Raw genomic sequence first — 15,148 nt, 5'->3', positions numbered from 1 at the left:
CCTCATGGATCGTCGTTCAATCATCAAGCACGCTGGCATCGCCGGTGTGCTGGCTGCAGGCGCTGCGCCCGCCGTCCACGCCCAGGCTGCTATTCGCTGGCGTCTGGCCTCCAGCTTCCCCAAGTCGCTGGACACCATCTATGGCGGCGCTGATGTGTTCTCCAAGGCCGTCAAGGCCATGTCGGGCGGCAAGTTTGAAATCTCCGTGCACGCTGGTGGCGAGCTGATGCCTCCCTTCGGCGTGGTGGACGGCGTGCAACAAGGCACCGTGGAAATGGCCCACACCGTGCCTTACTACTTCTACGGCAAGAACCCCGCCTTCGCGCTGGGCTCGGCAGTGCCTTTCGGCTTCAATGCACGCCAGATGAACGCCTGGATGCTGCATGGCAATGGCCGCAAGCTCATGAACGAGTTCTACGGCGGCTTCAACATGATCAGCTTTGCAGGTGGCAACACCGGCACGCAGATGGGTGGCTGGTTCCGCAAGGAAATCAAGTCGCCTGCCGACTTCAAGGGTATGAAGATGCGCCTGGGCGGCGGCCTGATCGGTGAAGTGATGCAGAAGCTGGGTGCTGTGCCCCAGAGCATCCCTGGCGGCGAAATCTACCAAGCCCTCGAAAAGGGCACGCTGGATGCTGCCGAGTGGGTGGGTCCTTACGACGACCAGAAGCTGGGCTTCAACAAGGTTGCTCCGTTCTACTACTACCCCGGCTGGTGGGAAGGTGGTCCTGAAGTGGACTTCTTCGTCAACCAGAAGGCGTTTGACGGCCTGTCGGCTGAGAACAAGGCCATCATCGAAGCCGCTACCAATGTGGCCCACGTGGACATGCTGGCCAAGTACGACGCGCTGAACCCCACGGCCCTGAAGCAGCTCGTGGCCGCTAAGACCAAGGTGCTGCCTTTCTCGCAAGCCGTGATGGACGCTTCGTTCAAGGCATCGATGGAAGTGTTCGCCGAGAACGACGCCAAGAGCCCCGAGTGGAAGAAGATCTACGCCGACATGCGTGCCTTCCAGCGCGACCAGATCCTCTGGTTCCGTTTTGCTGAAGCCCGCTACGACACCTTCATGTCCGCACAGAAGATCTGATGGCCCGGCTGCGGCGTAAGCTGCAGGGCATCTCGATCAGAAAACCCGCCCGGTTCGCCTGGCGGGTTTTTTTGCGTCTGGTGGCATGGGGTTGGGCACTCGGTCTCAAGATGCTGCGGGGCAGAAGACGCTGCTGGGTCGCACGGCGAACTCGGCCGACTGGGGCTCAAGGTGTCGCCCCTGTTGCTGTGATCTGCACGTCTGCGCGATCCCTCGGTAGACGCTTGCCAGCGGGTTCAATGGTCCGCAGAAGGAAACACTTCGAGGCGCGGCGGCCTATGTGGTGTGAGACTGGGTGGATCAGTGCGGATGGCCTCCTTGGGTAGGGTATCGAGCCGTCCTTCAGCGGCCCTGTCTTAGGCCACGCGTTGCGCGAGACAAGCCCATGAAAAAAGCCCCGGCAGACGCTATCTGCCGGGGCTTCTTTTATCTCCAGGGCTGGTCAACAGCCCTGAAGGGTTCATCCGATCACTTCTTCTCGTTGGCCATCGAGTCTTGCAGGGCCTTGAGCGGGTCGTCTGCAGCAGGGGCTGCAGCGTCGCCAGGGGCCGCGCTGGCACCTTCCATGCCTGCGGTGGGGTCGGTGGCCTCGGGGGCTCCGGCCGCGTCGGGCATGGTGGCTTCCATTTCCATGCGGACCTTGTCCAGGTCGTAGACCTCGGCCTTGTCCAGGCCGCTGGAGACGATGCCAGGGAAGGCGATGATCAGGCCCACCATCATCAGCTGGATGACCAGGAACGGAATCGCACCCCAGTAGATCTGCGGTGTCGTCACCGGCGCAATCATCTTCTTGGTGACCTTGTCGAGGTACTCCTTCGCCGGGGCTACGCTGCGCAGGTAGAACAGCGCGAAGCCGAACGGTGGGTGCATGAACGAGGTCTGCATGTTCACGGCCAGCAGCACACCGAACCAGATCAGGTCGATGCCCAGCTTGTTGGCCACCGGGGCCAGCAGGGGCACCACGATGAAGGACAGCTCAAAGAAGTCCAGGAAGAACGCCAGGAAGAACACCATGATGTTCACGACGATCAGGAAGCCCAGCTGGCCACCGGGCAGGCCGGTCAGCAGGTGTTCCACCCACAGCGGGCCGTCCACGCCCTGGAAGGTCAGGCCGAACATGGTCGCGCCCACCAGAATGAACACCACAAAACACGACAGCTTGGTGGTGGTGGTGACTGCCTGCTTGAGCAGCGAGAAGCTCAGGCGACCACGGATGATGGCCATGATGCCTGCGCCCAGCGCGCCCATGGCGCCGCCTTCGGTGGGGGTTGCAACGCCCAGGAAGATGGTGCCCAGCACCAGGAAAATCAGCAGCAGTGGGGGGATCAGCACGAACGTCACGCGTTCTGCCGCCTTGGACAGCAGGCCCAGGCGGGTGATCTTGTTGACGCTGGCGACCACGAAGGCCAGGGCCACGCCAAAGCACATGGCCACGACGATGGTCTCGTCCAGCGCCACCCGTTCCACCGTCTCGCCCGACCACCAGGTGTGCAGGGCGGCCATGTTCTTGGCCACATACATCGAGGCGGCCACACAGATGCCGGTCAGCACCAGCAGGGAGGTCACACCGCTTTTGCCGTTTTCGTCACGCAGCGTACGGGCTTCGGGCGGGATGGCAGGCACCCATTGGGGCTTGAAGATCGCCAGCAGGATGACGTACAGCGCATAGAAGCCGGTGAGCATCAGGCCGGGCAGGAAGGCGCCCTTGTACATGTCGCCCACGCTGCGGCCCATCTGGTCGGCAATGATGATCAGCACCAGCGACGGCGGAATGATCTGTGCGAGCGTTCCGGACGCAGCAATCACGCCCGCAGCCAGCCGACGGTCATAGCCATAGCGCAGCATGATGGGCAGCGAGATCAGACCCATCGAGATCACCGATGCGGCCACCACGCCCGTGGTGGCTGCCAGCAGCGCGCCCACGAAGATCACGGCCAGTGCCAGGCCACCGCGGATGGGACCAAACAGCTGGCCAATGGTGTCCAGCAGGTCTTCCGCCATCCCGCTTCGCTCCAATATGAGCCCCATGAGCGTGAAGAATGGAATGGCCAGCAGGGTGTCGTTTTGCATGATGCCGAAGATGCGCAGCGGCACGGCTTGCAGCAGGGCTTCGGGCAGCACGTTGAGTTCGATGCCGATGAAGGCGAAGAACAGTCCGCAGGCGCCCAGGCTGAACGCGACCGGGAAGCCCACCAGCAAGAAGCAGATGAGCCCCGCGAACATGATGGGGGCGAGGTTATGGGTCAAAAATTCCATGGTGTGTGCTCCGCTTGGTAGGGCCGCTCAGTGAGCCTCGGCCTTGTTCTTGCCGTTGCCCTTGGCGGCTTCGGCCAGGTTGCGGATGGATTCAGCCAGTTCTTCCTCGGCCGTCTTTTCGACCTTCTTGACCGTCGGATCTTCGATCAGGCCTTGCAGGAAGCCCAGGCGCTTGATGAGTTCAGAAATTCCTTGCAGCCACAGCAGCGTGAAGCCCAGGGGCATCATCAGGTACACGGGCCAGCGGATCAGGCCACCTGCGTTGTTCGACATTTCGCCCGATGCCAGTGCGCGCGTGAAGAACGGAACCCCGTACCAGAGCACGGCCAGGCACATGGGGGTGAGAAAGACGATGTAGCCGAATACGTCGATCCAGATCTGCGTGCGCTTGGAAAAGCGGCTCGAGATCACATCGACCTTCACATGCTCGCCTTGCAGCAGCGTGTAGCCAGCTGCCAGCAGGAACGACGCAGCGAACAGGTACCACTGCACTTCCAGGAAGGCATTGGAGCTGATGTTGAACGCCTTGCGCACCACGGCGTTCACGCCGCTGATGACCGTGGAGGCCAGGATCAGCCAGACCACGTACTTGCCGACCTGGGTGTTAATCCAGTCGATCCCTCTTGATAACTTCAATAGAGCCTGCATGGTGTCTCCAATAAAAAGGCTGTGTGTGCGAGATGCCCGGGCCCCGCGCGGGTAGGCGCTGAGGCAGGGCACACTTTGACGACGGCGCGATTCTACGGAGCACTGTAGGCGGAGTCTGACAGCAGCGTGACGGTGTTATCCCGCAGCAGCTGCTCATTCTTCAGCTATCAAAACTGCAGCAATTAGGGTTTCTTCCTAGGCGTGGAAGCACGCTTTTTCCGCGCAAATTGCCACCACGGCAGCACCGTGCTCATGGCCTGCACCTCGCCGCAGTGCCAGGCGGTGTAGCCCGGCAGCGTGGTCATGTGTACCAGCCATTCAGGTGTTTGCAAGAGGGTCCGCAGTGCCAGCGTGGCGGGCTGGTCCAGGCTGGCTTTCAGGCATGCCAGGTGGTAGCGCTCGTGCACCAGGGGGACAAAGTCCAGGCCGCGCGCGCGGGCCGCCAGCTCGATGCCCATGCCCACATCGGCAGCCCCTGCAGCCACGGCCTGGGCGATGGCGGTGTGGGAGGGTTCGTTGAGCGCGTAGCCCACGATGCTCTCTGGGTCCATGCTGGCCTGGGCCAGCAGGTCGTCCAGCAGCACCCGCGTGCCCGAGCCCAGCGGCCGGTTGATGAAGCGGGCGCCGGTGCGGGCCACATCGGCCAGGCTGTGCAGACCCAGCGGATTGCCGGGGGCCACGATGAGCCCTTGGGTGCGCTGTGCGAATCCAATGATCTTGTGCAGCCCGGGCTGTAGCAGTGGCTGGTAGGTGCGCGCGGTGAGCGACTGTGCGGCTGCGTCAGCCACGGTGTGAAAGCCCGCCAGGGTGCAACGCCCCTCGTTCAGCGCACGGATGGCGTCCACGCTGCCGGTGAACCGGATGTCGAGGTGCAGCGCGCCTGCATCGGTTTGCGTTGCGGCATGGGCACGCAGCGCCGCCAATGCATCGTCATGGCTGGCGTAGAGGGTGAGCACATGGGCGTTGGGGTCGAAGGCCACGGCAAACGCGCGCTCCAGGTCGGCGTGCAGCGCGGCAATCTGGGGCGCCAGGCGGGCCTGGGCTTGGCGTTCGGCCCATAGCAGCTTGCTGCCAAACTCGCTGAGCTGTGCCGACTGGCCCTTGCCCCAGATGATCAATTCGCCGCCCAGCTGGTCTTCCCAGCGTTTGAGGGCGCCCCAGACATGGCGGTAGGACAGGTCCAGCGCGCGCGCAGCGCCCGAGATGGAGCCACGCTCGGCCACGGCCTGCAACAGCTCGGGCAGCGGATTGCGGATGAGCGCAGTGCCCGCGTCCCGGCTGAGTGTGTAATGAAGTTGGACCCTATGCACGGGAGTTCATATCGCTGGATATTGGATGGGTGCCTACGATAGCCCAAACCGATCCCCTGGCCCATGTCCACCCTCACCGAAAGCGCGACCACAGCGCTTGAACTCGCCCTCTCGTCCGACCCCGTCCTCTGGACCATCGTGGGCCGCTCCTTGTCCGTCAGCGCCACCGCCTGTCTGATGGCCTGCGGGGTGGGTCTGGTGCTGGGCGCGTGGTTGGGCGTCGCGCGCTTCGCGGGCCGTGGCGCCGTGCTGGCCGTGCTCAACACCTTGCTGGCCGTGCCGTCGGTGGTGGTCGGGCTGGTGGTGTACCTGGTGCTGTCGCGCAGTGGGCCGCTGGGCTCGCTGGGCTGGCTGTTCAGCTTCAAGGCCATGGTGCTGGCACAGGCCATCTTGGTGCTGCCGGTGGTCACTGCGCTCACGCGCCAGACGGTGGAAGATGCCGAGCGCGCGCATGGCGAGCAGCTGTGCTCCATGGGCGCCGGCCCGCTGTTGCGCAGCCTGCTGCTGGCCTGGGACGAGCGCTATGCGCTGCTCACCGTGCTGCTGGCATCGTTTGGCCGCGCGATCTCCGAGGTGGGCGCCGTGATGATCGTGGGCGGCAACATCGACGGCTTTACGCGCGTGATGACTACCGCCATCGCTCTGGAGACCAGCAAGGGCGACCTGCCGCTGGCACTGGCACTGGGCATGATCCTGCTGGCCGTGGTGCTGGCGCTCAATGTGCTGATTGCATTGCTGAGGCGCTGGCGCGAGCGGGTGGATGGCTCGGCCTCCAGCACGCCGGTGGGAGTGGCTGCATGAGCGGGCCTTTGCCAACCCCCTGGGTGGACCTGCGCCAGGTGACCGTGTGCTATGGCCGCGTGCAGGCGCTGGACCAGGTCACGCTGCGCATCACGCCCGGCGAGCGCGTGGCGCTGGTGGGCGCCAACGGCAGTGGCAAGAGCACCTTGCTGCGCGTGCTGCACGGCCTGGCCGACACGCATGGGGGCGGCCTGCAGTGCGATGCATCGCTGCGCCAGGCCATGCTGTTCCAGCGCCCGCACATGCTGCGCACCAGTGCCCAGAACAACGTGGCCCTGGCCCTGTGGCTGCGCGGCACCGGCTGGCGCGATGCGCGCCCGCTGGCCCTGACGGCCTTGCAGCGGGTGGGCCTGCAGGGCATTGCAGCGCAGAACGCGCGCACCCTGTCGGGCGGCCAGCAGCAGCGTGTGGCGCTGGCCCGTGCATGGGCGCTGCGGCCCGATGTGCTGCTGCTCGATGAGCCCACCGCCAGCCTCGACCCCCACGCCAAGCGCGAGGTCGAGGCCCTGATGGCCGACTTTGCGGCCAGCCACGGCGCGGCCGGCCCGGCACACCCCGTGACCATGGTGTTCAGCAGCCACAACCTGGGCCAGGTCAAGCGCCTGGCCAGCCGCGTGATCTACATGGAGCACGGCCGTCTGGTGGCGGACTTGCCGGTGCACGACTTTTTCAATGGCCCCCTGCCGGAGGCCGCCCGATTGTTTGTCAAAGGAGAGCTGGTATGACGCGAATTGACCCCCACGCTTCCCACTTCGTGTGGTCGCTGCCCCCCAAGGGGGCCTTTTCATCTTGGGGCGGCCCGGCGATGAAAAAATTCAAGCCTTTTCGCGCGGTAGCGCTAGTGTCCAAAGCGGTGGCAGCTATCGTTTTGGTAGCGTCTGGTTCTGCATTCGCGCAGAGCATCACCATGGCCTCCACCACCTCCACCGAGCAGTCGGGCCTGTTTGGCTACCTGCTGCCCGAGTTCAAGAAGGCCAGCGGCCTGGACATCAAGGTGGTGGCGCTGGGCACGGGGCAGGCGCTCGATATGGCACGCCGGGGCGACGCGGACGTGCTGTTCGTGCACGACCAGGTGGCAGAAGAAAAGTTTGTGGCCGATGGCTGGGGCGTGAAGCGCTACCCCGTGATGTACAACGACTTCATCCTCATCGGCCCCAAGAACGACCCGGTGGGCACCAAAGGCAAAGACATCGTGCAAGCGCTGCAGAAGCTCTCTGCCGCCAATGGCAACTTCATCTCGCGCGGCGACAAGAGCGGCACCCACGCGGCCGAGCTGCGCTACTGGAAGCTGGCCGGTGCCGAGGCTGCAAATACCTCAAAAGGCAGCGGCTACAAGGAATGTGGCTGCGGCATGGGGCCAGCGCTCAACATCGCGGCGTCAAGCGGCGCCTATGTGCTGGCCGACCGTGGCACCTGGCTCAACTTCAAGAACCGCGCGGACCTGGCCGTTCTGGTCGAGGGCGACACCCAGCTTTTCAACCAGTACGGCGTGATGGTCGTGAACCCCGCCAAGCACCCGCATGTGAAGTCGCAGGACGCGCAGAAGTTTGTGGACTGGGTGGTGTCGCCCACTGGCCAGCAGGCCATTGCGGGCTACAAGATCGGTGGCGAGCAGCTGTTCTTCCCGAACGCAGCGCAGTGAGCGGTCTCCATGGCAAACCGTTCACCCGCGGCGGTAGCCGCTGCCGCCGCCGGGCTGGCCTGGGCCGTGGCCGGTTGTGTGGCCGCGCCCGCCCAGGCGCCCATGGCTGACGCTGCCCCCGTGCAGGTGTATGCCGCTGGCAGCCTGCGCGAAGCGTTCACCGAGATCGCGCGCGACCAAGAGGCCCGCACCGGCCAGAAGGTGGCGCTGACCTTTGGCGCCTCGGGCCTGCTGCGCGAGCGTATCGAGAAGGGCGAGCCCGCGCAGGTCTTTGCCTCGGCCGACACTGACCACCCGCAGCACCTGGCGGCCCGGGGCGGCTGGCAGGCGCCCGTGGTGTTCACGCGCAACGCGCTGTGTGCGCTGACCAGCGAACAGATCAGCGCCACCCCCGACACCTTGCTGGCCACCTTGCTGCGCAGTGACGTGCGCGTGGGCACCTCCACGCCCAAGGCCGACCCGTCGGGCGACTACGCGTGGGCGCTGTTCCGCCAGGCCGACAAGATTCAGCCGGGTGCGTATGCCCAGCTGGACGCCAAGGCCCTGAAGCTCACCGGCGGCGCGGATTCGCCCAAGCCGCCTGCGGGCCGGGGCACCTATGCCTGGGTGATGGACCAGCGCCAGGCCGATGTGTTTTTGACCTACTGCACCAACGCAGTGGCCGCCCAGGCCGAGGTGCCGCGCCTGCGTGTGGTGCAGCTGCCGGCCGCGCTGCAGGTGGGCGCTAGGTATGGCGTGACCGTGCGGGCCGATGCGCCCGCTGCGGCGCAGGCGTTTGCCAGTGCGCTGCGCCAACCGGCCGCGCAGGCGGTATTGCAGCGTATGGGTTTTGGGCAGCCTTGACCGAGTTGCAGTCAGTTGATGTGCTGCGGGTGTGCACACGCCGCGTCTGCTTGCCTGGTGGGGCGGCGCGGCGTGTTTTTTTAGTTCCGTTCAGTCATCATCGCGGTGGTGGCTGCTGCGCCAGATGGCCCGCACCAGCCACAGGCCACACACCACCGCGCCGAAGAACCCCAGGAAGCCAAACGCTGGCAGGCCGAACAGCGTGGGCCCGCCTTTCACGGTCATCACGATGGACGAGCCAATGATGAGCGCGGCAATCACCAGCGCCATCGCCAGCCGGTTGGCCGACCGGTCGATCTGGTCGCCCACACGCTTGAGGTGCGCCAGCTCGATGCCCACCTGCAGGTGCCCACGCCGCGCGTTGCGCAGCAGCCGCCCAATGTCGTCCGGTAGCTGCTCCACCGTGGCCAGCGCGCGCCGCAAGGTGCTCCAGGCCCGCCCGGCCAGCACCTTGGGCTCGTAGCGTGCGCGCACCACCTGCTTGAGCAGCGGCAAGGCTTCGGTCGCCATGTGGAAGTCCGGGTCGAGGTTGCGGCCCATGCCTTCGAGCGAGATAAAGGCCTTGATCAGCAGTGCCAGATCGGACGGCAGGCCCAGGTGGTGTTCACGCAGGATGGCCGTCACGTCGGCCAGCATCTGTCCCAGGCTCAGCTGCGCCAGGGGCACGCCGTGGTACTGGTCCACAAAGGCCTCGATCTCGGTTTCGAGCTGGCCCAGGTTCAGGCCCTGCGCGTCGCCCGTCCAGTCCAGCAGCACATCGGCCACGGCCTGGGGCTGGTGCTCCACCAGGCCCAGCAGCAGCTGCAGCAACTCGTCGCGCCGGCGCTGCGACAGGCGGCCTACCATGCCAAAGTCGATGAAGGCAATGCGGTTGCCCGGCAGGTAGAACACGTTGCCCGGGTGCGGGTCGGCGTGGAAAACGCCGTCCTTGACGATCATCTGCAGCACCGCCTGCGCGCCGCGTTGCGCCAGCACCGTGCGGTCAAAGCCTGCCTCGCGCGTCAGCGCCGCGAGAGCGCCGCCGGGTGTGCCGTCGATGAAGTCCTGCACGTTGATGCGCTCGCGCGTGTAGGCCCAGTGCACGCGCGGGATCACGATGTGAGGCAGTGCGGCCATGTTGGTGGCAATGCGTTCGGCCTGGCGGCATTCGCCGGCCAGGTCCAGCTCGCGGCGCAACGAGCGCGCGAACTCGCGCACCAGTTGCTGGGGCCGGTAGGGCTTGAGCGCTGGCAGCTCGGCCTCGGCCAGCGCGGCCAGGCGCTGCAGCAGGCGCAGGTCGGCCTGGATGGTGTCCGCAATGCCGGGGCGGCGGATCTTGACGATGACTTTGCTGCCGTCCTGCAGGCGCGCGCGGTGCACTTGCGCAATCGATGCGGCGGCCAGCGGTGTCGTGTCAAACCAGGCAAAGACGGCTTCGGGATCGGCGCCCAGGTCTTCGCGCAGTTGCGGGCGCAGGGCATCGATGGGCACGGCAGGCACCTGGCTGTGCAGCTTCTCGAATTCCGCAATCCACTCCGGGCCAAACAGGTCAGCCCGGCCCGCAAGGATCTGACCAAACTTGACGAACGCGGGGCCCAGCTCTTCGAGTGCCAGCCGTACCTGCACGGGGGGCTCCACGCGGGCCAGATCGGCGGCGTGGGTCCAGTTCAGCGCCTGGCCCGCGCGCTCCAGCCGGTCGGCCAGGCCCAGGCGGCGCACGGTGTCGCCAAACCCGTGGCGCACCATCACGCCCAGGATTTCCTTCAGGCGCCCCAGGTCGCGGGCGGTGTCCAGCGTCTCGATCAGCATGGGGCGATGATAGGTTCAGAAGTTCAGGGCGGGTTTGTTCACCATCAGGTAGAACACCACGGCCATGGCCACAAAGGCCGGGTAGCCCAGCGCCTCCCACCAGCGGGCGTAGCGCCAGTACAAGGGCGGCAGCACGCCATCACCGTGCGCGGACTGCGTCGCCTCTGCCGCCTTTATCGCCATGTCGCGCATGCGCAACTGCAGCCACACCACGGGCAGCCAGCAGGCACCGGCCACCAGGTACAGCGCAATCGACACCGCGAGCCACGGCGTGCTCCAGGGCAGGCCTGCCATCGCAGCCATGGCGAGCCCCGTGGCGGGCTGGAGGAACACCGTGGGCGTGGTGAACCACCAGTCCGCCCGCACCACCAGGCGCGTGACCACCGCCTGCGCCTGCACATTGCCGCTGCGGTTGGTAAAGAACATGTAGAACGCCGAGCCCAGCCCGGTGCCCACCAGCAGCACGCTGGAGATGATGTGCAGCCATTTGAGGGTGAGGTACAGGCTCATGGCTTTTGCAATGAAGTGGCCTCGTCTTGCAGCAGCACCCACAGGATGGCGGCAATCGGCAGGTTTTTGGTCAGAGGTCCGAAGGGGTGCAGCCACCATGCAGGGTGTATGGCCGTGGCCAGCAGTGTCATGGCCAGCATCACCATCAGGGCCGCTCCATACGCCTTGCGGCCGGGGCGGAGCGCCAGCCACAGCCCCAGCACCGCATCGGCAGCCGCCCCGGCCAGGATGATGGCGGTGGGCAGCCACGATGTGTTGCCCTCGGTCCACGCGGCGGGCAGGCCCGCCAGCAGCTCGCGGCTTTGGCCGTGCAGTTCCCACACGCTGACCACGGCGGTGGCCAGCCAGACGATCACGAGGCTGGCGCGCAGCAGGCGGGCTGACGCGTGGTTCATGGGCGGGCCTTGTGCGCGGCAGAGGGCGCTGGGCCCCGCGCCTGCTGCCAGTCTGCAATGTCGGCAGCGCGGACCGCCAGGAACTGCGCCAGGCGCTGGAACCGCTGGCGCGTCTTGCGGACAAAGACCCAGTCCACCAAAGGCTCCATGACCGCCCGCAAGGCTGCGGGGCCTACTTGAAAGGTATAGGTGTAGATCAGCAGGGACTGGTGGGGACCTTGCTCTTGGTGGCGCATGGAGGCTGCCCACTGGGAGAAAGGGAACGAACGGCCAACCATGGCCGCAGCCGCGAGCACGGGGCGGTCATAGCTGACGAACTGCGTGCGCATGGACAGCGCCCGCAACGCGCCGGCGCCCAGGTTCTCGGTGGTGGCGCCCACACTGGGGCAGGGCGCACCGCTTTCCACGCTGGTACGGCGCACCAGCGAATCCCACTGGCACCGCCACTCGTGGTAGTGGAAGGCATCAAAAACAATGTCGGCACGCGCTGGCATGGGGAAGGTCAATTTCCGGTGGGCCATGGCCTCATTCCTCCACCATATCGGTCACCATGCCCCACTTCGCAAACTCGGGGGCAAAGGCCTCCAGGAGCAGCAGGCTGGTGCTGGTGTGCGCCCCGCAGGGCAGCGGTTGCCCGGCTGCGAGCTGGCGGGCCAGCAGGATGGCGGCCATGCAGGGAATCTCGGGGCCATGGTCGTGGTCGGCCGCAATGTGCCATGCGCGGCGCCGGGGCTGGCCTTGCGCATCCGCGCCCGCCACACGCACCACCATGCCGCCCAGCGGCGTGCCCAGAAAGTCCAGCGCGCCGCCCGCGTGGTGCATCAGCCAGGCCAGCTTTTCGGGGTGGGGCAGCACGCCCCAACGGCGCAACGTTGCCAGGGTGGCGAAGGCTCTTTGCGCCAGGCCGACCTCCAGGGCCGCGCGAAAGGTGACACGGTCGCGGGCCTGGTAATGGGCGGGAAAGATCTCCAGGTCCGGGATGTCGCAGACCGCCCCGAGGCGAGGGCGCAGCCGCTGGAACTGGACGGGGCTGGGCCGCGCCCAGCCCCGGTACGGCTGCCACCGGCCACCGTCCCACACGTCGATGGGTAGGCCGCAGTAGCTCAGCACGGCCGCCAGCGTGGCCTGGCCCCGGGGCGCCCGTTGCGCAGGGGCAATGCAGATGTCGATGCTGTCAATGCGCTGCCAGCCTGCACACAGGTGGTCGATGACGGCCGAGGACAGCGCGGGCACCGTGCTGGCGCCCGCGATGGCCGTGCGCCCGGCGGCAGTGAATGCAGCCTGCACCGCGGCCGGAAAGTCGCACACAAACCGGCGGCCGTCGGCCAGGTCGATGTAGTGCGCCCCCGCCTCGGCCGCCGCCTGGGCTACGTTGTAGGCTTGCGCCTGAAAAGGGCCCGCCGTGTGGATCACCAGACCCACACCCCACTCGCGCAAGGTGGCGGCCAGGCCCGGCGCCTGGTGGTCCAGCGCCACGCCCTGTGCACCGTGGCCCAGCGTGGCGGCCAGGGCCTTCGCTTGCGAGGCGTCCCGGCCCGCCACCAGCAGGGCAATGTGGTGGCGTGTAGCCTCATCGCCCACCAGGGCGCGGCAGATGCGCGCCCCAAAATTGCCGTAGCCGCCCAGGACCAGGGTTTTCAGTGCAGCCATGGGGGTCATGCCCCCGAGGCCCAAGGCGTGCTGGGCTGCGTGGGCACAAAAGAGGTATCGCTGTCCCGGCCACTGCCCGGCGTGTGCAGCAGTGCTTGCAATGCGGCACGCTGCGACTGCAGTTGCGTTCGGTGCCAGTTGGGCACGTCAGGCGCTGCAATGGGGCGGCTGAACAGGTAGCCCTGGATGTGGTGCAGCCCGGCGGCCGCGAGGGCCCGCAGCTCTTCGGGCGTCTCCACGCCTTCAACCACCACTGAAAGACCCAGGTCTCGCGCCAGGGAGCTGATGTGCCGCAGCAGCTTCTGGCGGCGGCGGTCCTGCGGCAGCTGGCGTACGAACAGGCGGTCGCATTTGATGCCCGCAATCGGTAGCTCGGCCAGCATGCCCAGGGACGAATACCCGGCGCCAAAGTCGTCCATCAAAACGGCCACACCCAGGGCGCTCAGCGCGCTGATGGCCGCCACCATCTGGGGGCCCAGCGCAATCACGGCATGCTCGGTCATTTCGAGCTTCAGGGTGCGCGGGGGCAGGGCGCGCTGGGCCAGCTGCAGGCCCAGCCAAGGCGCGAAGCTTTCGTGCATCAGCGTGACTGGCGCCACATTGACGCTGATGGACACTGCGTCCATTCCCTGCGCCCGCCAGTGGCACAGATGGTCGAGTGCGTTGCACACAATCATGCGGTCCACCTCCGCCGTCTTGCCCTGCAGCTCGCACACCAGCAAGAAGGTTTCGGGGTTGATGCGGCCCAGGGTGGTGTCGGTCAGGCGCAGCAGCGCCTCCAGCTGCACCCCGCTGCGCTGGGTGTGGATGATGGGCTGGAAATGCAGGGCCAGGTTGTCGGGATGCAGCAGACGGTCCAGGTGGTCGGCAATCAGCGACTGCTGAATGTCGGTGTGGGCGTTGTGGGCCAGTGCCGAGGTGCGCATCATCGACAACCCGCGCCGCAGCAGCTGCTGGCGCCCCGCGTCCGAGCGCAGGTTGCTCAGATGCTCCATGGCCACCGCCATCGCAAACACCAGCATCACGAAGAGCAGCGCGGCGCCATCGGACGCACCCTCGAGGTCGCCCAGGTGCATGGCAAAGGTGTTGACCAACAGCCAGTGCAGCACCAGGATCGCGCCGCCGCACAGCAGCTTGTCCGCCCAGTTCTGGGCCCGGTAGCGGGGGGTGAGCACACTGAGCTTGGCGGCGCGATGGCGGATGGCGCAGTAGCACGAAATGCCGGTGGCGATGCCCAGCGACAGCACAGTGGCAAGCAGGTTGATCTGCCCGAAACTCTGCACATGGCTGCTGGTGATGGTGAAGTGCCCTGCCAGCGTGCCCATCGCCAGCCACAAGCTGGCCAGCGCAATGCGGCGCTTGCTGGCGCCGGTGCTGAGGGTCGGGATGGTGAGCCGCGCACTCACCACCATGATGACCAGGCCGCTGAGCGCGGGCACCAGCTCTAGCACATGGTGCGAAAGCTCGTTGTACAGGAACAGGCCCACCACATCCAGCGCCCACACGATGGAGCCAATGCACAGCGATGCGTGGGATGCGCTGATGCGGCGGCTGGACGGGTCCACCGAATACGCGGTGTGCTCCACCAACTGCTGGCACACGTGCACGACGAGTGCCGCAAACACCCAGAACAGCAGGCTTTGCAGCAGTGGCGGAAACCCCACCACAAACACCTGCATGGCGCCCTGCCAGATTGAAACCATATCGTCCACGTGCTCCCGCCCTTTTTTGTATGCGGGTCATCATACGACCGTGCGGCGGGGCCAACGCGTAACAGCCTGTGGCGGGTGTGCGCTTCCGGGTGGTTGGAGGTCACCTGGAGCGAGTGTGGGTTTTTCGTGATTTTTGGGATGCTATTTCAATAATTCAACAATCGTTGTATTATTGATCCATGCAAGAAACCGATGTTGTCCGAGCCCTCGCCGCCTTGGCCCAGGAGGTCCGCCTGCGGGTCTTCCGTGCGCTGGTGGTGGCGGGCCCTGCGGGGCTGACCCCCAGCGACTTGGCCGCCCAGCTGGAGGTGGCGCCCAACACCCTGTCCTTTCACCTCAAGGAGCTGTCGCATGCCGGGCTCATCAGTCAGGAGCGACAGGGCCGCAACCTGATCTACCGCGCCGCGTTCGACACCATGAATGCGCTGCTGGCCTACCTCACTGAAAACTGCTGCGAAGGCCAGGGCTGCGCGCCTGCCGACGCGGCCGCGTCCTGCCATTGCTGA

The 15,148-nt window shown here is 66.1% G+C and carries 15 protein-coding genes; 6 read left to right on the top strand and 9 right to left on the bottom strand.

Going from position 1 to position 15,148, the window contains the following annotated elements; genetic code table 11:
• Positions 1–4 precede the first annotated feature (4 nt).
• Positions 5–1,087, top strand: coding sequence for a TRAP transporter substrate-binding protein (locus C8C95_RS03760; protein WP_015015263.1), 1,083 nt, complete (start codon positions 5–7; stop codon positions 1,085–1,087).
• Between the two features lie 468 nt (positions 1,088–1,555).
• On the opposite strand, the gene C8C95_RS03755 is transcribed toward C8C95_RS03760, so the two are convergent.
• The 3 genes from C8C95_RS03755 to C8C95_RS03745 form a co-directional block, all read right to left on the bottom strand.
• The gene (locus C8C95_RS03755) at positions 1,556–3,343 is read right to left on the bottom strand and encodes a TRAP transporter large permease subunit (protein ID WP_116747705.1); all 1,788 of its coding nucleotides are present in this window, start codon (positions 3,341–3,343) and stop codon (positions 1,556–1,558) included.
• A 27-nt stretch (positions 3,344–3,370) separates the two neighbouring features.
• Positions 3,371–3,991, bottom strand: coding sequence for a TRAP transporter small permease subunit (locus C8C95_RS03750; protein ID WP_056748212.1), 621 nt, complete (start codon positions 3,989–3,991; stop codon positions 3,371–3,373).
• A 182-nt stretch (positions 3,992–4,173) separates the two neighbouring features.
• Complete coding sequence (locus tag C8C95_RS03745) at positions 4,174–5,301, bottom strand: substrate-binding domain-containing protein (protein ID WP_116747704.1); 1,128 nt, start codon at positions 5,299–5,301, stop codon at positions 4,174–4,176.
• Between the two features lie 63 nt (positions 5,302–5,364).
• On the opposite strand from C8C95_RS03745, the gene C8C95_RS03740 reads away from it, so the two are divergent.
• The 4 genes from C8C95_RS03740 to C8C95_RS03725 all read left to right on the top strand — a co-directional run bounded on the left by C8C95_RS03740 (position 5,365) and on the right by C8C95_RS03725 (position 8,587).
• Entirely contained in the window at positions 5,365–6,102 is a 738-nt protein-coding gene (locus C8C95_RS03740) for an ABC transporter permease (RefSeq protein ID WP_116747703.1), read from the top strand.
• Positions 6,099–6,827: a phosphate ABC transporter ATP-binding protein gene (locus tag C8C95_RS03735; protein ID WP_116747702.1), complete on the top strand. Its 729-nt coding sequence runs from the start codon at positions 6,099–6,101 to the stop codon at positions 6,825–6,827. The genes C8C95_RS03740 and C8C95_RS03735 overlap by 4 nt, the downstream gene beginning before the upstream one ends.
• An 80-nt stretch (positions 6,828–6,907) precedes the next feature.
• Positions 6,908–7,744, top strand: a complete 837-nt coding sequence (locus C8C95_RS03730; protein WP_116750126.1) for an extracellular solute-binding protein — start codon at positions 6,908–6,910, stop codon at positions 7,742–7,744.
• 9 nt (positions 7,745–7,753) lie between these two features.
• A complete protein-coding gene (locus tag C8C95_RS03725; protein ID WP_116747701.1) occupies positions 7,754–8,587 on the top strand; it encodes a molybdate ABC transporter substrate-binding protein in 834 nt (277 codons plus the stop codon).
• A gap of 90 nt (positions 8,588–8,677) precedes the next feature.
• Here C8C95_RS03725 and C8C95_RS03720 read toward each other — a convergent pair whose 3' ends face one another.
• From C8C95_RS03720 to C8C95_RS03695, 6 genes are read right to left on the bottom strand one after another with little or no spacing between them, the layout of a single operon-like run.
• Positions 8,678–10,375: an AarF/UbiB family protein gene (locus C8C95_RS03720; RefSeq protein WP_116747700.1), complete on the bottom strand. Its 1,698-nt coding sequence runs from the start codon at positions 10,373–10,375 to the stop codon at positions 8,678–8,680.
• A 15-nt stretch (positions 10,376–10,390) separates the two neighbouring features.
• A complete protein-coding gene (locus C8C95_RS03715; protein WP_116747699.1) occupies positions 10,391–10,885 on the bottom strand; it encodes a DUF2269 domain-containing protein in 495 nt (164 codons plus the stop codon).
• Complete coding sequence (locus C8C95_RS03710; protein ID WP_116747698.1) at positions 10,882–11,280, bottom strand: DoxX-like family protein; 399 nt, start codon at positions 11,278–11,280, stop codon at positions 10,882–10,884. Before C8C95_RS03710 ends, C8C95_RS03715 begins: the two co-directional genes overlap by 4 nt.
• Positions 11,277–11,801 (bottom strand): SRPBCC family protein, encoded by a 525-nt coding sequence (locus C8C95_RS03705; protein WP_116747697.1) that lies wholly within the window; start codon positions 11,799–11,801, stop codon positions 11,277–11,279. Before C8C95_RS03705 ends, C8C95_RS03710 begins: the two co-directional genes overlap by 4 nt.
• Before the next feature lie 4 nt (positions 11,802–11,805).
• Positions 11,806–12,930 (bottom strand): saccharopine dehydrogenase NADP-binding domain-containing protein, encoded by a 1,125-nt coding sequence (locus C8C95_RS03700; RefSeq protein ID WP_116747696.1) that lies wholly within the window; start codon positions 12,928–12,930, stop codon positions 11,806–11,808.
• 5 nt (positions 12,931–12,935) lie between these two features.
• Complete coding sequence (locus C8C95_RS03695) at positions 12,936–14,633, bottom strand: EAL domain-containing protein (protein ID WP_243415623.1); 1,698 nt, start codon at positions 14,631–14,633, stop codon at positions 12,936–12,938.
• 188 nt (positions 14,634–14,821) lie between these two features.
• Here C8C95_RS03695 and C8C95_RS03690 point away from each other — a divergent pair, with 188 nt between their 5' ends.
• The gene (locus C8C95_RS03690) at positions 14,822–15,148 is read left to right on the top strand and encodes a metalloregulator ArsR/SmtB family transcription factor (protein ID WP_108499698.1); all 327 of its coding nucleotides are present in this window, start codon (positions 14,822–14,824) and stop codon (positions 15,146–15,148) included.

Origin of the sequence: Acidovorax sp. 99 (assembly GCF_003096455.1) — a bacterium.
GTDB lineage: Bacteria > Pseudomonadota > Gammaproteobacteria > Burkholderiales > Burkholderiaceae_C > Acidovorax > Acidovorax delafieldii.
This window is presented reverse-complemented; position numbering and strand designations above follow the sequence as displayed.